This is a genomic window from Pontimicrobium sp. MEBiC06410, from assembly GCF_053601615.1.
Window position 1 is genome coordinate 148958 of record NZ_JBSHNT010000157.1, and the last position, 17534, is coordinate 166491.

The 17534-nt window shown below is 30.7% G+C and carries 14 protein-coding genes; 5 read left to right on the forward strand and 9 right to left on the reverse strand.

Annotated features, from left to right (window positions below):
• Position 1: 1 nt before the first annotated feature.
• The 8 genes from ACVC08_RS12835 to ACVC08_RS12870 all read right to left on the reverse strand — a co-directional run bounded on the left by ACVC08_RS12835 (position 2) and on the right by ACVC08_RS12870 (position 9558).
• Positions 2–916, reverse strand: a complete 915-nt coding sequence (locus tag ACVC08_RS12835; protein WP_452602304.1) for a glycosyltransferase family 2 protein — start codon at positions 914–916, stop codon at positions 2–4.
• Between the two features lie 7 nt (positions 917–923).
• Positions 924–1916 (reverse strand): glycosyltransferase family 2 protein, encoded by a 993-nt coding sequence (locus tag ACVC08_RS12840; RefSeq protein ID WP_452602305.1) that lies wholly within the window; start codon positions 1914–1916, stop codon positions 924–926.
• Positions 1917–2031: 115 nt separating this feature from the next.
• Positions 2032–3117, reverse strand: a complete 1086-nt coding sequence (locus ACVC08_RS12845; protein ID WP_452602306.1) for a DegT/DnrJ/EryC1/StrS family aminotransferase — start codon at positions 3115–3117, stop codon at positions 2032–2034.
• A complete protein-coding gene (locus ACVC08_RS12850; protein WP_452602307.1) occupies positions 3110–4390 on the reverse strand; it encodes an ABC transporter ATP-binding protein in 1281 nt (426 codons plus the stop codon). The genes ACVC08_RS12845 and ACVC08_RS12850 overlap by 8 nt, the downstream gene beginning before the upstream one ends.
• 2 nt (positions 4391–4392) lie before the next feature.
• Positions 4393–5286, reverse strand: coding sequence for an ABC transporter permease (locus ACVC08_RS12855; protein WP_452602308.1), 894 nt, complete (start codon positions 5284–5286; stop codon positions 4393–4395).
• A complete protein-coding gene (locus ACVC08_RS12860; RefSeq protein ID WP_452602309.1) occupies positions 5276–6265 on the reverse strand; it encodes an SDR family oxidoreductase in 990 nt (329 codons plus the stop codon). The genes ACVC08_RS12855 and ACVC08_RS12860 overlap by 11 nt, the downstream gene beginning before the upstream one ends.
• 18 nt (positions 6266–6283) lie before the next feature.
• The gene (locus ACVC08_RS12865) at positions 6284–8746 is read right to left on the reverse strand and encodes a polysaccharide biosynthesis tyrosine autokinase (protein ID WP_452602310.1); all 2463 of its coding nucleotides are present in this window, start codon (positions 8744–8746) and stop codon (positions 6284–6286) included.
• An 11-nt stretch (positions 8747–8757) separates the two neighbouring features.
• A complete protein-coding gene (locus ACVC08_RS12870) occupies positions 8758–9558 on the reverse strand; it encodes a polysaccharide biosynthesis/export family protein (protein ID WP_452602311.1) in 801 nt (266 codons plus the stop codon).
• Between the two features lie 104 nt (positions 9559–9662).
• On the opposite strand from ACVC08_RS12870, the gene ACVC08_RS12875 reads away from it, so the two are divergent.
• From ACVC08_RS12875 to secA, 5 genes are all read left to right on the forward strand, one after another.
• Positions 9663–11528, forward strand: a complete 1866-nt coding sequence (locus ACVC08_RS12875; RefSeq protein WP_452602312.1) for an ABC-F family ATP-binding cassette domain-containing protein — start codon at positions 9663–9665, stop codon at positions 11526–11528.
• A gap of 3 nt (positions 11529–11531) precedes the next feature.
• Positions 11532–12305 (forward strand): O-methyltransferase, encoded by a 774-nt coding sequence (locus ACVC08_RS12880; protein WP_452602313.1) that lies wholly within the window; start codon positions 11532–11534, stop codon positions 12303–12305.
• 201 nt (positions 12306–12506) lie between these two features.
• Positions 12507–13079 carry a cob(I)yrinic acid a,c-diamide adenosyltransferase gene (locus ACVC08_RS12885; protein WP_452602314.1) on the forward strand — a complete coding sequence of 191 codons (573 nt, stop codon included), beginning with the start codon at positions 12507–12509 and terminating at the stop codon, positions 13077–13079.
• 177 nt (positions 13080–13256) lie between these two features.
• On the forward strand, positions 13257–13478 hold the full coding sequence (locus ACVC08_RS12890; RefSeq protein WP_034057512.1) for a DUF2795 domain-containing protein: 222 nt from the start codon (positions 13257–13259) through the stop codon (positions 13476–13478).
• A gap of 261 nt (positions 13479–13739) precedes the next feature.
• Positions 13740–17096 (forward strand): preprotein translocase subunit SecA, encoded by a 3357-nt coding sequence (secA, locus tag ACVC08_RS12895; RefSeq protein WP_452602315.1) that lies wholly within the window; start codon positions 13740–13742, stop codon positions 17094–17096.
• 138 nt (positions 17097–17234) lie between these two features.
• On the opposite strand, the gene ACVC08_RS12900 is transcribed toward secA, so the two are convergent.
• On the reverse strand, positions 17235–17393 hold the full coding sequence (locus ACVC08_RS12900; protein WP_452602386.1) for a T9SS type A sorting domain-containing protein: 159 nt from the start codon (positions 17391–17393) through the stop codon (positions 17235–17237).
• Positions 17394–17534: the final 141 nt, after the last annotated feature.

Sequence of the window (17534 nt, forward strand, 5' to 3'; positions counted from 1 at the left end):
TTTATTTTTTGGTTAGCAAGCCTTCTGTTAAAGATTTAAAGTAAATTTTTAGTATAGATATTGTTTTTATTTTATTTTTTATAGTATAGTTTTTCAAGTTTTTCATTCCTACATATGCCTTCCTGTAATCTCTGTTTTTATTGTTGAGTTTTATAAGTGAAATCTCTAGTAGGTATAATTTTTGTTCAACTATGTTTTTTATATCATTATAATTTTCATCTTTAAATATTTGAGAAAACATATTATAACTGGTCTGAAAAATAGACACGTTATTTTGCTGTATTTTACTCATTACACCAACATTTTTCCTGTATACTAGTGTGTAATGCAAAAGACACTTTATTTTCGCTCCACTTTTAGATAGTAATAAATATGTTGGCCAATCTCCATAAGGCGAGCTATATATCCAAGGTAAGAATTGAGTTTTTGAAATTAAATTTCTATATAAAACTGATGAAGCTGATATAAAATTATCATTAACCAAATCTTTAACGTCTGTGATTCTTTGATTAATAGGTTTTATTTTATTTTCTACTATTTCACCAGTATTATATAATATCTTATTTAAAGTATATACAATATTAAAATTGGGGTTTTGCTCTAAAAAATCAACTTGCATTTGAAGTTTATTATCATCTATCCAATAATCATCTCCATCACAAATTGCAATATACTCTCCTTTAGCTTCCTGTAGTGTTGATATAAAATTTTTCATCATACCAACATTCTTTTTATGGCAGATATACTTTATTTTATCGTTATTAGGATGTTTTTCTATAATCTGAGATATAATAATATCTGTTGCATCTTTTGAGCAATCATTTGAAACTATTAATTCATAATCAAAATTAGTGTTTTGCGACAATACACTATTTATTGCTTTTTCAATGTAAGCTTCATGGTTATATGTAATCATACACACACTAACTTTCATCTTTTTTCATTTTCTGTTTAAATACACCTATTCCTAAAGGTGTCAAAATTAATTTTAAAACTACTGCAGCAGGTATCTTTTTTCTAAGGGTCTTTATATCACAATATTTAAATGTTTCTTTAATGAGTAATGGTTTTAATAATTTCAATCCATCATTATAGTTTTCACTTATAAAAGCTTTATTTATTAACCCTTTGTTTGTGTTACAAATTGTAGTTGCGAGTAGTTTTTTTTCTAAATTATTTCTTTCAATAAAATTCACTCTACATTGATACGTATCTAATAAAGCAAAAATATATTTATCGTTGCTTTTTGGATAACTAGCACTACCATCAGCTACTCTATATACTGTTGTTACATCTTCTAAAAAATGTATTTTAGATCGGTATGCGGTTTCTAAAAGTATTCTAGTATCCCCAATAACAACATTATTTAATAATTCTTCTTTTAATATCTTTATTACTTTATTTAATACTGCAGTTCTAAATAAAGTTGTTGGAAATTCTATATACTTACTCTCTAACATTTTTACTATTGCTTCTTCTTTATTCTTAGCAAACCTCGAAGGTATGTTTAAAAACCTATTCTCGTTTTGATAATAAAACTTAACGCCAGTATATACTAAACCTATTTTTGAATCAGCTTCTAAAATTAAAAATTGCTTTTGCAATTTGTCTTTATCAACCCAATAGTCATCACCTTCACACATTGCTATATATTTACCTTTACATTGTTCTATTGCAAATAAAAGATTAGGCATTATACCTAAATTTTTTTTATGGTTTATATAGTTTATACAGCTTCCTTTTGGATGTTCTTTTATTATATTTTTTATTATTGCATCTGTTTTATCTGGAGAGCAATCATTTGCTATAACTAGTTCAATTTCGAAATCGGTTTCTTGCATGAGTACTCCATTGATCGCTTCACGAATATAATTTTCGTGTCCATAAGTTATCATACATACTGAAACTTTAATCATATCCCTTTAATAATTTCACTAGGAAGTCCTACTATTACTACATTATCTGGAAGACCTAAATCTACAGGTGAAATTTGTAGTATCTCTTTCGCAAAACATTGATTGCCAATAATAATCATAATAAATTTTCAACTACGGTTGTTATAATTAATTTCAATTCTTTATCAGTTAAACCTACATACAGAGGTAAACATAACACTCTTTTTGCTATAGATTCAGAAACAGGCATACTTTGGTTGCTAGTAATAAATGTTAGTTTATTTAGTGATGGATAGAAATAACGCCTAGCATATATTTCTTTTTTTTGCAATACTTCTTCAACTCTTAATAAAGTTTCTTCTGTATTAAATATTACTGGATAATAACTATAATTCCAACGCGTTCCTTCTCTTAATTTTAAAGTTTTTAAATTTTCTCTACTAAAAGACTTATTATAAATATCTACTACTTTTTTCCGTTCATTAATTATATGATTCATTTCTGGAAGCATTGCTAACCCCATAGCTCCCTGCAATTCGTTCATTTTAGCATTAATACCAACGCCATGAAATTCTAGCGGTCCATTATGTCCAAAATTGTGACTATAAAATAGTTTATGATAGATCTCTTTATCATTACAAATCATAGCTCCCCCTTCTGCTGTATGAAATAATTTTGTTGCATGAAAACTACAAGTACTGACATCCCCATAATTAAATAGCGGCTGTCCTTTGTATTTAACTGCAAAGCAATGTGCTGCATCATAAATAACTTTTAAATTATTTTTTTTAGCTATTTTTTCAATAACTTCTATATGACATGGATTACCATACACATGTGTGGCTAATATTGCTGTTGTTTTATCTGTAATAGCGCTTTCTATTTTGGTCTCGTCTATTGTTAAATAGTCTGGATGTATATCTACGAAAACAGGAGTACAGTTCTCCCAAATAATTGATGAAGTTGTTGCAACATAAGAAAAAGGAGTTGTTATTATTTCTCCTAAACCTCCAAATAATTTTAATGCTATCTGTATAGGTACAGTCCCATTGTTTGTTAGTATTATTGAGTTTAAATTATATATTGACTTTAATTTTTCCTCAAGTTCCAACACCAAACGACCTCTATTTGTAAGCCATGCACTATCCCAAACCTTGTCTAAATAAGATTGATACACTTCTTTAGGTGGTAGGTAAGTCTTTGTTACATTTATTCTATTCATATTCGTGTATATTCTTCCATTCAAATGATGGTTTTATATGACCTGGTTCTCTTCCTGAATAAGCACCAATTTCTTTTGTACCGTTAACAATATTAAAATAAAAAATATTTTTCTCTACAAATTCTGAAACTCTTTTATCCTTAACTATAAAAAGAGATAAACTATAACTTCCGCTTTGTAAAAAGTCTTTAGGTATAATACAGTTTATTTTATTTTTCCCTTTTCTAATTTTCAATTTAAAGTCTCTATCATAGAAAGAAAACATAGTATCACCTTGATCATTATGCAAATGATATGTTATGCTATATTTATTGGCATCTTCAGCCTTAAATAAGAAGCTTAAATTCACTTCTATATCAGAATCTTCTACTATAGGTTCATCATAAACCCTATCTGTATTTTTAACTCCTAAAGTTTCTAGTTTTACTAGTTGTTTATCAAAATCGTTTTCAAATACTTTTAAATTTCCATTCAAGCTTTTCTCTGAACTTAGGTATGATGCCACTGCTTCCTCAGCACTGCCTTCGAAAGTAACTTTTCCATGTTCTAGTACAATACCGCGAGTGCATAAACTTTTAACCGAAGCCATATTATGGCTTACAAATAATACTGTACGCCCACCTCCTCGGCTTATATCTTGCATTTTTCCTATAGCTTTTTTTTGAAATTCTGCATCTCCTACTGCTAACACCTCATCAATAACTAAAATTTCTGGTTCCAGAAAGGCTGCAACTGCAAAGGCCAAACGTACTGTCATTCCAGACGAGTAACGTTTTACAGGAGTATCTATATAGCGTTCACATCCCGAAAATTCAATAATATCATCTATTTTAGAGCGGATTTCTTTTTTAGTCATCCCTAAAATTGCTCCATTCAAAAATATATTTTCACGTCCAGTCATCTCTCCATGAAACCCTGTTCCTACTTCTAACAATGAAGCAATACGTCCTTTTGTTTTTATTTCTCCAGTTGTAGGTCCAGTTACTTTAGACAGTATTTTTAATAATGTAGATTTACCTGCACCATTTTTACCTATAATTCCAAGAACTTCACCTCTTTTAACTTCAAAATTTACATCCTGAAGTGCCCAAACATAATTAGAGTTCCCTTTAACACTCCTATCATTACTTTCTCCAACACGTAAATAAGGGTCTTCTTTCCCTCTTATTTTATGCCACCAACGATTTAAATCATGACTGATAGTCCCTGTTCCTACAAGTCCTAAACGATATTGTTTAGATATATTTTCGGCTTTTAAAATAATATCTCTCATAATTATACAGTATCTATAAAACTTTTTTCTGTTCTATTAAAAACAACTAAGCCTATTAAAGCTATAACTATACTTATAATTGTTGTTATTATAATTCTATTTAGCGATAATTCTCCTTGAGAAAAGAAAACATATCTAAACGTTTCTACAACTCCCGCTAATGGATTATTTTCTATTAAAGGATTAATAATGGTAGATGTTTTAGGAAAATTACTTGAAATTTTAGTTACAGCTACATCTATTGGGTACATTACTGCTGAGATATACATTAATAACTGCACTCCAAAACCAACCAAAAATGTTAAATCTCTATATTTTGTTGTCATAGATGAAATAACCATACCTAGTCCTAATCCCAATAATCCCATTAAAACAACTAAAACTGGAAACAACCATATTGTACTAATATCAATTATTCCAGATTGACCACTAATACTAAAATAGATATAGAATCCTATAAATATTAAAAATTGTATTCCAAATTTTAATAATGCAGAAGTTACTGTTGTTAAAGGCATTATCACCCTTGGGAAGTAAACTTTACTAAAAATATTTTGATTTTTTTTAAACGAATCACTTGTTCCTTTTAAACATTCAGCAAAATAATTCCATATTGTTATTCCTGCTAAGTTAAATAAAAACGGATGTACACCATCTCCAATTTCTATACTTGCAATACCATTGAAAATAATAGTAAAAATAACCGATGTAATAAGCGGTTGCACTATATACCATATTGGTCCTAAAACCGTTTGTTTATACAACGTAATTACATCTCTTTTAACAAAAAGTATAAGTAAATCTCTATATCTCCAAATTTCCTTAAAATTCAGGTCTACCATTTTCGTTTTTGGAGAAATGGTGTACAACCAATTATTAGTATCTTTAGTATTCAATTGTATTTTTTTTAAAATAATCCCAGGTTTTCACTAATCCTTCCCTAACTGTATATTCTGGTTTGTAACCTAATAATCTTTCTGCTTTGGATATATCTGCTAAAGAATCCCTTACGTCCCCTACTCTGTTCGGTCCATAAATTGGAGCTATATTCTTCTTGGCAGACTCATTAAGAACATTCCACAAGTAATTAATACTAATACGTTCGTTACATGCTATATTATAAACCTCATTTCCTGAAGCTTTATTAGCAAAAAAACTTTTAATATTTGCTTGCACTGCATTTTCCACATAAGTAAAATCGCGTGTTTGTTCACCATCTCCATTTATTATTGCTTGCATATTTTTATTTATAGCATCCATAAATAATGGAATTACAGCAGCATAAGCTCCTTTTGGGCTTTGTCTTGGTCCAAAAATGTTAAAATAGCGCAGTCCAATTACATCTGTATTATACGTCTTCCCAAAAACGTCTGCGTATAGTTCATTTACATATTTTGTTACTGCGTAAGGTGATAATGGTTTTCCTATTTGATTTTCAACTTTAGGAAGCTTTTTACTATCTCCATACGTAGAACTCGATGCTGCATAAACCATCCGTTTTACCGTTTTACTATCTTTTAATGCAATCATCATATTTAAAAACCCTGAAATATTAACTGCATTGGTCGTTGCGGGGTCATTTATAGATCGCGGAACAGAACCTAGCGCTGCTTGATGCGTTACATAATCCATACCTTTCATAGCATCTATACAAGTTTCTAAATCTCTTATATCTCCTTCTATTAACTCAAAATTAGAATACAATAAATACGGCTCTATATTTTCCTTATATCCATTTGAAAAATCATCTAACACTCTAACTTTTTTTGCTCCATATTGCAGCAAATATTCTACAATATTAGAACCAATAAAACCAGCTCCTCCTGTAATTAAAAAACTAGAGTTAGAGATATCTTCTTCATGATACTTATTCATTGCTATATTTTTTTATAATTATCCTATTTTAAAGATTGATTTTAAACGTGATAAGAATGTATGTTTTACTTTATCATTTTCATGATATCCGTTACCATAAGCTCCATAGCCATAACCATAACCGTAGCCATAACCATAGCCATAACCATATTTGCCTTTTTGGTCATAATAATTATATATAAAACTCAAGTTGGATATCTCTCCTCTTTTATATTTATCATTAATAAGATTTAACATGCCTTTTTTAGTGTAGTCTTGTCTTACAACATATAAAGAAGCGTCTACATAATCTAATAATTCTAATGCATCGGACACTAAACCTACAGGTGGTGTATCTAGAACAATATAATCGTATTTGTCTCTTAATTCTGTAATAAGCTTATCCATAGTTTCGCCTATAAGTAACTCAGATGGATTAGGTGGTATTGGTCCAGAAGTAATAACATCTAGATTACTTACCTTAGTTTCTTGTATGATCTCATCTAATGCTTTTTGCCCTATTAAATAGTTTACAGCTCCTACATCATTTTTAATATCAAAATCTCCAAATATTTTAGGTTTTCTTAAATCTAATCCTACTAATACTGTTTTTTTACCACTTAATGCAAACACTGTTGCTATATTTATAGAGCAAAATGTTTTACCTTCTCCACTAACCGAAGAGGTTAACATAACTGTTTTAGAACCATTTAAATTGTGTTTTTTATACATGTATTGAAGACTAGATCGTATAGACCTAAATGCCTCTGCTACAGTGGACTTGGGCTTTGTATGTACTATTAAATTATTATCTATTGTATTTTTACCCACAACTCCCAATAATGGTATTGCCGAAAGGTTTTCTAAATTTTGCGGGTTATGTAATTTGGTATCTAAAAATGTTACTAAAAAAGCAAGTAATAATGGCGGTAAAAACCCACCTAAAACAGCAAATACATAACGAGATCTTAATTTTAAATCGATAGCTTTTACATCTGTATCCTTAGCTGGATCAATAACTAATATGTCTGAAACGTTAGCCGCTTTTATAATATTAGCCTCACTCCTTTTTGCTAAAAACAGATTATAACTTTGTTCGTTTAATGAATACTGTCTTTGAATATTTAATAACTTTTGCTGGTCTTTTGGTAATTTTCTAAACTTAGATTCTGTTACTCCAATTTTAGAATTAATAAATTGTCTTTCTCTTTGCAATCCTCCTTTAGCCGAGCTTATATTTTCTAAAAGCACCATTTTAATCGCCTCTATCTGAGAGTCTAAATCTGTAAAAATTGAAGAACTGCTTCTAACTGTAGATTCATATTTAGATTTCTGTACAGACAGTGTATTTATCTTTGCTATATTAGAGAGTATATTAGCATCATCTATTCCTGCAATTGCTGGTGCTGGAAGCTTAGTAAACGTCTTACTCGTTTCTAAATAGGTTTTTAGTTGTGCATAATAAGCTAATTTTTTATTTATATTATCTATATCTAATTCTAGAGTAGATAACTTGCTACTTAGTGCTAAACTTTCGTCATCTAGGTTATATATTTTATTCTCTTGCCTGTAATCGTTTAACGAATCTGCATTTGTGTTTAATTCATCCTTAACCTTTTTTAATTGTTCATCTATAAAAGCAATAGTATTTGTAACAAATAAGTTTTTTCGCTCTAGTTGATCTTCACTTAAGACTTCTACAGTTTCATTTAAATAATCAACAATTTTAGCTTTGTTTACATCTGTAATACTTAAATTTAAAATAGCAGAACTTTTAGGATTAGATATAGATAATCGCTCTTTATAATATGCCACAACTTGGTCAAAACTAGTAAATTGTAAAAAGTACTCATCTCCAACATTTACACGCCTTTTATCTGCTAAAAATATAGTTCCGTTAAAAAAAGGAAGTTCTACTAATTCGCCTAACTTATAGGTATAATCTTGCTCTCCTATAATAACATCAGCTGTACCTTTCTCTTTTGTAGTAAAGTTTTGAGTAGCAACTAAGTTAGACTCAAAATTCGTAGATAACCTATACATATCGTTCTCTAAAAAAACAATTTTAATGGGCTTACCTAAAGCTTGAAACTCATTATCTTTGAGCCGAGCTCTAAACGGTGCCGCTTTATAAATATCATCTTTTCTAAATCGAGATTGTTTTAAGTAACCAATATAAAATTTAAGATTATCTACTACTTTTTCATGGTTAGATCGAGATTGTAAACTAGTAATAATTGTTTTTACTTTACCAGAAACACCTCCCCAATTAAAAGTTAAACTAGTATTAGAGGTAAATAAAGGATTCTTATCATCTTCAACAGAAATTTGAGTACTTAATTTATAAGATTGTTGTTCTCTTATATTTTGCTGGTATACTATAAAAACACCTATTCCTATACACAGCACAAATAACTTCCAATAACTAAGGGCTTTAAATAAAAATGCCTTAACATCAAATGAAATCTGTTGAGATTCCGAAATTTCAAATTCGTCATTCATAAAGTTAAAACTTATAAGTTTCTAGCTAAAAAATAAGTTGATACTAACACCGAAAATATAGAAGCAATAGTCGTTAGTGTCTGTGAAGCTGTTTCTCCTGCTCCTAAAGCTTTACGTTTTAATGGTTTTACCAAAATCATATCATTAGACTGTATATAATAATAAGGAGATTGTAAAGCTGCTCTATCTGTTAAATCAATATGGTGTATTTTTTGTCCTTGAGGGTATTGCCTAATAATCAACACATCCGTTCTGTCACCTGTATTACTTATGTCTCCTGCATTAGCTAGTGCTTCTATAATATTAACACGATCTTGGAATAATGTAAATACGCCTGTACCTCCTACTTCTCCTGTAACCGTATAACGTAAACCTGCTAGTTTAACAGTAACAAATATTTGTGTGGTAGATTTTAAATACTTTGTTAAAATTTCTTCTTTAACTTTAACTGCTATTTCATCTATGGTAAACCCTAAAACATTAACATCTCCAAGAATAGGGAACTTTATATTACCATGTAAATCTACAGTAAAACCATTAAAATATAAATCTTGTTGCCCTAGAGTTTCTCTTTGGGTTTCAACAGGGTTAAATAGAGAAACTAATTTTTTAACCTCTTCATCTATTGCTTTTACATTTATACTAACGACATCATTAATTTGTACACGATATGGCTTAGATAACTCTTTAACCAAAAGAGAATCATTAACAGGTGTACCTTTATCTTGCAGATAAACAACATCTTTGTTGGTAATACAAGAAGAAAACAAAATACTGAATATTAAAGTAATAGCTAATAAAAACCGCCTCATTTTTAGCAAATAGATTAATGACAAATATAACCTTTCGTCGTTAAGAATAAAACTTTTATCGGTTTTTTTGGTTTTTTATCCGTTATTTGTAAAAAATTGAACCATTGAATTATTTAACCGTAGAAAATATTGCGAAGTCTTATGGAGAGCTAACTCTTTTTAAAGATATCTCCTTTAGTGTACATAAAGATCAAAAAATAGCATTTGTTGCAAAAAATGGTACTGGAAAAACATCCATTTTAAATATTTTGGCAAAATTAGATTCTCCAGATGCTGGTAATGTAATTTTTAGAAAAGACATAAAAGTATCGTTTCTCCCTCAAGAACCATACTTAGATAGTAACTTAACTATTGAAGACACTATTTTTAGTTCTGATAGCGAAATTTTAAAAGTTATAAAACAGTATGAAAAAGCTATTTTAAATCCAGAAGATACGGATACTTACCAAAAAGCATTCGAAGACATGGACATCCATAATGCTTGGGACTTTGAAACACAATACAAACAAATTCTTTTTAAATTAAAACTAGAAAATCTAAACCAAAAAGTTAGTGCGTTATCTGGAGGCCAAAAAAAGAGACTATCTTTAGCTAATGCATTAATAAACAAACCAGATTTACTCATTTTAGATGAACCTACCAATCATTTAGATTTAGAAATGATTGAATGGTTAGAATCTTTTTTCGCTAAAGAAAACATTACCTTATTTATGGTAACGCATGACCGCTATTTTTTAGAGCGTGTATGTAATGAGATTATAGAATTAGATCATGGAGAACTATACTCATACAAAGGCAATTATTCGTATTATTTAGAAAAAAAAGAAGCACGAATAGAACAAGAACATGTAGAAACTAACAAAGCTAAACAGTTATATAAAAAAGAACTAGGTTGGATGCGCCGTCAGCCAAAAGCAAGAACAACAAAATCAAAATCTAGAATAGACGATTTTGCAGATATAAAACACAAAGCGCACCAGCGTAGAAAAGACCATGTTGTACAATTAGAATTAAACATGGAACGCTTAGGGAGTAAAATTATAGAACTCAAAAAAGTATCCAAAGCCTATAAAGACAAAATTATTCTGGACAAGTTCGATTATATGTTTCAAAAAGGAGAACGTGCTGGTATTATTGGAAAAAACGGCACAGGTAAATCTTCTTTTTTAAATATACTAACACAATCTATAGAACCCGACTCTGGTAAAGTAGTTATTGGAGAAACTGTAAAAATAGGATACTATACTCAAGCTGGTATAACACCTAAACCTAACCAAAAAGTAATAGATGTTGTTAGAGAGTTTGGAGATTACATCCCTTTAAAAAAAGGAAGACAAATTAGTGCCCAACAACTATTAGAGCGTTTTTTATTTGATAGAAAAAAACAATACGATTTTGTTGAAAAATTAAGTGGAGGCGAACGTAAACGCTTATACCTATGTACCGTTTTAATACAGAACCCAAATTTTTTAATTTTAGATGAGCCCACAAACGATTTAGATATTGTTACTTTAAACGTTTTAGAAAACTTTTTACTAGATTTCCCTGGTTGTTTAATTGTTGTATCGCACGATAGGTATTTTATGGATAAAATTGTAGATCACTTATTTGTATTTAGAGGCGAAGGTGTTATAGAAGATTTCCCAGGCAATTATAGCGACTTTAGAGCTTACGACGACAGTAAACCTGTAATTTCTGAAACAACAGATACTGCAAAAAAAGAAAAAAGCAGTTGGAAAAAAGACAGTAATAATAAACTATCTTACAACGAACAAAAGGAATATAAAAACATAGAAAGCAAAATTAAAAGCTTAGAATTTGATAAAGCTGAATTAGAAAAAAAGTTTCTTAATCCAGAGTTAACACCAGAAGAAATTAATACATTGTCTAACGAATTACAAGTTATAATAGATAATATAGAAGAAAAAGAAATGCGCTGGTTGGAATTATCAGAAAAAATGGAAGACTAACAAATGAGAAAATTAATTATTTCCTACATAAAATTCTGGTTACAATCTAAAAATGAACATGGTGTACAATCTCCTTTTGTTTTCGATTTAGTTACAAAATGCTTCTATGATAAAACTAAACACTCTAGCTATACTAAACTAAAAGCCTACAACAAGCACTTATTCTCTAATAACAATACAATAGAAGTTACCGATTTGGGGGTTGGCTCTCATGTAATGAAAAGTAACACACGTTTTGTATCACAAATGGCTAAAAATGCAGGTACAACATTACATCGTGCTAAGCTATTTTATCGCTTAATAGCATACTTAAAATGTAATACTATTTTAGAATTAGGCACCTCAATGGGCATAGCTACACATGCTATGCATCTAGGTAATCCAGAAGCTAATATAACCACTGTAGAAGGTTGCCCAAATATTTCTAAATTCACATCTAACACTTTTAAACAGTTTGGGTTAAAAAATATAGACGTATTAACAGGAGATTTTAATGAAGTAACTAAAACATTAACTTCAAATACTTATGATTTGATCTATTTTGATGGTAACCATCAAAAAGAAGCTACCTTAAATTACTTTGAAACACTTCTACCAACAGCACATAACGACTCCGTTTTTATTTTTGATGATATTTATTGGTCTAAAGGCATGACAGAAGCTTGGGAAACCATAAAACAACACCCACAAGTTACAGTAACAATAGATACCTTTTTCTGGGGCATAGTCTTTTTTAGAAAAGAACAGGCTAAAGAACATTTTAAAATTAGAATCTAATTATTATGATATTACTATTAATAGCATCCATGATTCTTATTCCTATAATAGCAGGGCGTTCCAGAAAAAGAAAGCAATCATTTAAAGACAGTTATTACAAAAGAAAAGACAATAGGAAACTTAAAAGATAGGTTTCCTTTTTTTAATTTAAAGTATAGCTCTCTTTTGCCTTTTCCCCTATTTACATTTATCTTTACAGGTATGAAAGTATACACTAAAACAGGAGACAAAGGAACTACTGCCTTATTTGGAGGTACACGAGTTCCAAAACATCATATACGTATTGATAGTTATGGTACTGTAGATGAATTAAACTCTCATATAGGTTTAATTCGCGACCAAGACATTAATCAACAATACAAAGATATTTTAATAATAATACAAGACAAATTATTTACTGTAGGAGCTATTTTAGCTACCGATCCAGAAAAAATGGTATTAAAAAACGGTAAAGAACGTTTAAATATAAATAAAATATCTAACGAAGATATAGAACTACTGGAGCGCGAAATGGATGCTATGAATGAGGCTTTGCCACCAATGACCCATTTTGTGTTACCTGGTGGGCATCAAACCGTGTCATTCTGTCACATAGCACGCTGCGTTTGTAGGCGTAGTGAGCGTTTAGCTTCTGCCCTTAATGAGCTTGACCCTTTTTTACCAGAAGCATTAATGTATTTAAACCGCCTTTCTGACTACCTTTTTGTATTGGCACGAAAGTTGTCATTTGACTTGCAAGCGAACGAAGTAAAATGGATTCCTGAGAAGCATTAAAGCTACACAAAAAGCCAACACTTTTAAGCTAAGATTAAGTAACACTGCAAAAGATTTATAATCAAATAGTTTCAGTGAAAAATGACGTTCTTTTTTATTATTGATAAAATAATTCACTTTTTTCTTGACTATTTAAACTAAAAAATTATTTTTGCAAAAAAATAAACCTATTAAGAAATGTATTGGACATTAGAATTAGCATCCCATTTAAGTGATGCACCTTGGCCAGCTACCAAAGATGAGCTTATAGATTACGCTATTAGAACCGGAGCACCTCTGGAAGTAACTGAAAATTTACAAGCAATTGAAGACGAAGGAGACTCGTATGACTCTATAGAAGAGATTTGGCCAGATTACCCAACAGACGAAGATTACCTCTGGAACGAGGACGAATATTAATATAGTAAAACACAGAAAAAAGTCTCTAAGCAGAGGCTTTTTTTATGCTTTTAATTTAGAAACTATTAAACCTTTTATTTAATACAAAAAGTTTAGTTAAGTTTCTATAAAAGCACGTGAACAAAACGTATATTTAAGCCCTTATATTTTAAGGCTTAAAAACACTTAAAATAACAATCGGTTTTAGCCGATTTATAAATAATAAAACAAAGTTATCTTACACCATTTTAAGACAACTCTGTTAACTAAATATATAAACCTATGAGTTTTTTAAATTCTATACTAAAAGTATTTGTTGGTGACAAATCTAAACAAGACGTTAAAGCCATCATGCCTATAGTAGATAAAATTAAAGCTTTCGAAACTGCCTTAGAAGCCTTATCTAATGATGACTTAAGAGCCAAAACAGCAGAATTCAAAGCTATTATTGCAGATACGCGTAAACCTTTTGAAGATAGAAAGGCTGAACTTTTAAAAGAAGCTGATGCAACAGATGATATAGATAGACGTGAAGACATCTATCAAGAAGTAGATAAAATTGAAGATGAATCGTACGAAGCTGTTGAAAAAACATTAAACGATATTCTTCCTGAAGCCTTCGCTGTGGTAAAAGAAACCGCAAAGCGTTTTACAAACAATACAGCAATTACAGTAACAGCAAGTCCTTTCGATAGAGAAATCTCTGGAGATAACGATTACGTTACTTTAGATGGAGATAAAGCGATCTGGGCAAACTCATGGGATGCAGCAGGAAAAGCCATTACTTGGGACATGATACATTACGATGTACAGCTTATAGGTGGTATTGCTATGCACCAAGGTAAAATTGCCGAAATGCAAACTGGAGAAGGAAAAACATTAGTAGCAACCTTACCAGTCTACTTAAATGCTTTAGCAGAAAGAGGTGTGCACTTAGTAACGGTAAACGATTACTTAGCAAAACGTGATAGTGCATGGATGGCACCAATATTTCAATTCCATGGTATGAGTATTGATTGTATCGATTACCATCAACCAAACAGTGACTCCCGCCGTAAAGCATACAACGCAGACATTACTTACGGTACAAATAACGAATTTGGTTTCGATTATTTACGTGATAACATGTCTAACTCACCAGAAGATTTAGTACAACGTCCGCACCACTACGCCATTGTCGATGAGGTCGATTCTGTATTAGTCGATGATGCCAGAACACCATTAATTATTTCGGGTCCAATTCCGCAAGGAGACAGACACGAATTTATAGAACTAAAACCAAAAGTAGAAAGTATTGTTTCTGTACAACGTAAACACTTAACACAAGTATTAGTTGAAGCAAAAAAATTAATTGCAGAAGGCGATACGAAAGAAGGCGGTTTCCAATTACTAAGAGTATACAGAGGTATACCAAAAAACAAAGCCTTAATTAAGTTTTTAAGTGAAGAAGGTGTTAAGCAATTACTTCAAAAAACCGAGAACTTTTACATGCAGGACAACAACCGCGAAATGCCAAAGGTTGATGAAGAACTGTACTACGTAATAGAGGAAAAAAACAATCAAATAGAATTAACAGATAAAGGTATTGAGTTTCTTTCTGGTAAAGAAAACCCAGACTTCTTCGTTATGCCAGAAATTGGTGTAGAAGTTGCTAAAATTGAATCGCAAGGCCTTTCTTCTGAAGAAGAAGCAAACTTAAAAGAAGAGTTATTTAGAGACTTTGGTGTAAAATCTGAACGTATTCATACTTTAAATCAGCTATTAAAAGCCTATGCTTTATTTGAAAAAGACAACCAATATGTTGTTATGGAAAATAAAGTAATGATTGTAGATGAGCAAACGGGTCGTATTATGGATGGACGTCGTTATAGTGATGGATTACACCAAGCGATTGAAGCCAAAGAAAATGTAAAAATTGAAGACGCAACACAAACTTTTGCAACGGTAACTCTTCAAAACTACTTTAGAATGTACCGTAAGTTATCTGGTATGACAGGTACAGCGGTAACAGAAGCTGGTGAATTCTGGGAAATCTACAAATTAGACGTTGTTGAAATTCCAACAAACAGACCAATTGCTAGACACGATAGAGAAGATTTAGTTTACAAAACAAAACGTGAAAAATACAATGCAGTAATCGATGAGGTAACGCGATTATCGCAAGAAGGTAGACCTGTATTAATAGGAACAACCAATGTAGAAATTTCGGAGCTATTAGGTAAAATGTTATCTATTAGAAAAGTGTCTCATAATGTATTAAATGCAAAATTGCACAAAAGAGAAGCAGACATTGTAGCAGAAGCAGGACAACCAGGACAAGTAACTATTGCAACAAACATGGCAGGTCGTGGTACCGATATTAAATTAAGCGACGAAGTAAAAGCTGCAGGTGGTTTAGCCATTATAGGTACAGAACGTCACGATTCGCGTCGTGTAGACAGACAGTTAAGAGGGCGTTCTGGTCGTCAAGGAGATCCAGGAAGTTCTCAATTCTACGTCTCTCTAGAAGATAATTTAATGCGTTTATTTGGTAGTGAAAGAATTGCCAAAATGATGGATAAAATGGGATTAAAAGAAGGTGAAGTTATTCAGCATTCTATGATTTCTAAATCTATTGAGCGTGCACAGAAAAAAGTAGAAGAAAATAACTTTGGGGTTCGTAAACGTTTATTAGAATACGATGATGTTATGAACTCACAACGTGAGGTAGTATACAAACGTCGTCACCATGCTTTATTTGGAGAACGTTTGCGTGTAGATTTAGCAAACATGATTTACGATACTTCTGAAGGTATTGCTGAATCTAACAAAGCTGCTAGCGATTATAAAAACTTCGAGTTCGAATTAATTCGTTACTTCTCTATGGCATCACCAATATCTGAAGCAGAATTTAATAAATTATCGCCAACAGATATTGCACAACAAGTATACAAAGCTGCCTTTGACCATTATAAAGCTAAAATGGAACGTAATGCAGAAGTTGCTTTCCCTGTTATTAGTGATGTCTACGAAAACCAAGGTGACCAATACAAACGTATTGTAGTACCATTTACAGATGGGGTAAAAACATTACAAGTGGTTACCGATTTAGAAAAGGCATACGAATCTAAAGGAAAAGAGTTAGTTAACGATTTTGAAAAAAATATTACACTTGCCATTATAGATGATGCTTGGAAAACGCATTTACGTAAAATGGATGAGTTAAAGCAATCTGTACAATTAGCTGTTCACGAACAAAAAGATCCGTTATTAATTTATAAGTTTGAAGCTTTTGAATTATTTAAAGCCATGATAGACCAAGTAAATAAAGACGTTATTTCGTTCTTATTTAAAGGTGAATTACCAACAGCAGATACAAATACAATTAGCGAAGCAAGACAAACGCGTAAAAAGGAAAACTTACAAACACAAAAAGAAGAAATTCCTAATCTAGATGAGCGTTCTGCACAAAATAGAGCCGCTAGTAATACGCAACAACAACAGCAAGTTGTAGAAACTATTGTTAGAGACCAACCTAAAATTGGCCGTAACGATCGTGTAACTATAAAGCATGTTATGAGCGGTGAAAACAAAACTGTAAAATACAAACAAGCCGAGCCTTTAATTGCTAAAGGAGAATGGGTTTTAGTAAATGAATAGAATATATTTTTTACATATAAAATAGAAAACGGAAGCTTTAATAAGCTTCCGTTTTTTTATATATAAATCCATAATAACAAAAAAGACTGCTTTTTCAAACAGTCTCTTTAATTTATACTCTATGCTTATGTAGGCGAGTTACTCTTTATATATTTTATACGTTTCTGTTTTCTGTGCTATATAAATTTTAATAAAATAGAGTCCTTTATTATAAGTACTCATATTTAAAGTAACACTACTCGTATTTATAAAATTATCTGTATGAATACGTTTACCATCAAAACGATAAATTTCAATTTTACCCGTTTCTTTTTATTAAAGCTTACATTAATATGTTCCTTTGCTGGATTTGGGTATATATTTACTAAACTACTTTCTATATTCTCTATATTATTGTTAATTGTTATTCGGCAATCTATTAGTTATAAAAAAGATAAT

Coding starts and splice junctions, on each gene's coding strand:
- ACVC08_RS12835 (WP_452602304.1), bottom strand. CDS start 916: ATGATTACATATAACCATGAAGCTTACATTGAAAAAGCAATAAATAGT.
- ACVC08_RS12840 (WP_452602305.1), bottom strand. CDS start 1,916: ATGATTAAAGTTTCAGTATGTATGATAACTTATGGACACGAAAATTAT.
- ACVC08_RS12890 (WP_034057512.1), top strand. CDS start 13,257: ATGTATTGGACATTAGAATTAGCATCCCATTTAAGTGATGCACCTTGG.
- ACVC08_RS12885 (WP_452602314.1), top strand. CDS start 12,507: ATGAAAGTATACACTAAAACAGGAGACAAAGGAACTACTGCCTTATTT.
- ACVC08_RS12870 (WP_452602311.1), bottom strand. CDS start 9,558: ATGAGGCGGTTTTTATTAGCTATTACTTTAATATTCAGTATTTTGTTT.
- ACVC08_RS12865 (WP_452602310.1), bottom strand. CDS start 8,746: ATGAATGACGAATTTGAAATTTCGGAATCTCAACAGATTTCATTTGAT.
- secA (WP_452602315.1), top strand. CDS start 13,740: ATGAGTTTTTTAAATTCTATACTAAAAGTATTTGTTGGTGACAAATCT.
- ACVC08_RS12845 (WP_452602306.1), bottom strand. CDS start 3,117: ATGAATAGAATAAATGTAACAAAGACTTACCTACCACCTAAAGAAGTG.
- ACVC08_RS12860 (WP_452602309.1), bottom strand. CDS start 6,265: ATGAATAAGTATCATGAAGAAGATATCTCTAACTCTAGTTTTTTAATT.
- ACVC08_RS12850 (WP_452602307.1), bottom strand. CDS start 4,390: ATGAGAGATATTATTTTAAAAGCCGAAAATATATCTAAACAATATCGT.
- ACVC08_RS12880 (WP_452602313.1), top strand. CDS start 11,532: ATGAGAAAATTAATTATTTCCTACATAAAATTCTGGTTACAATCTAAA.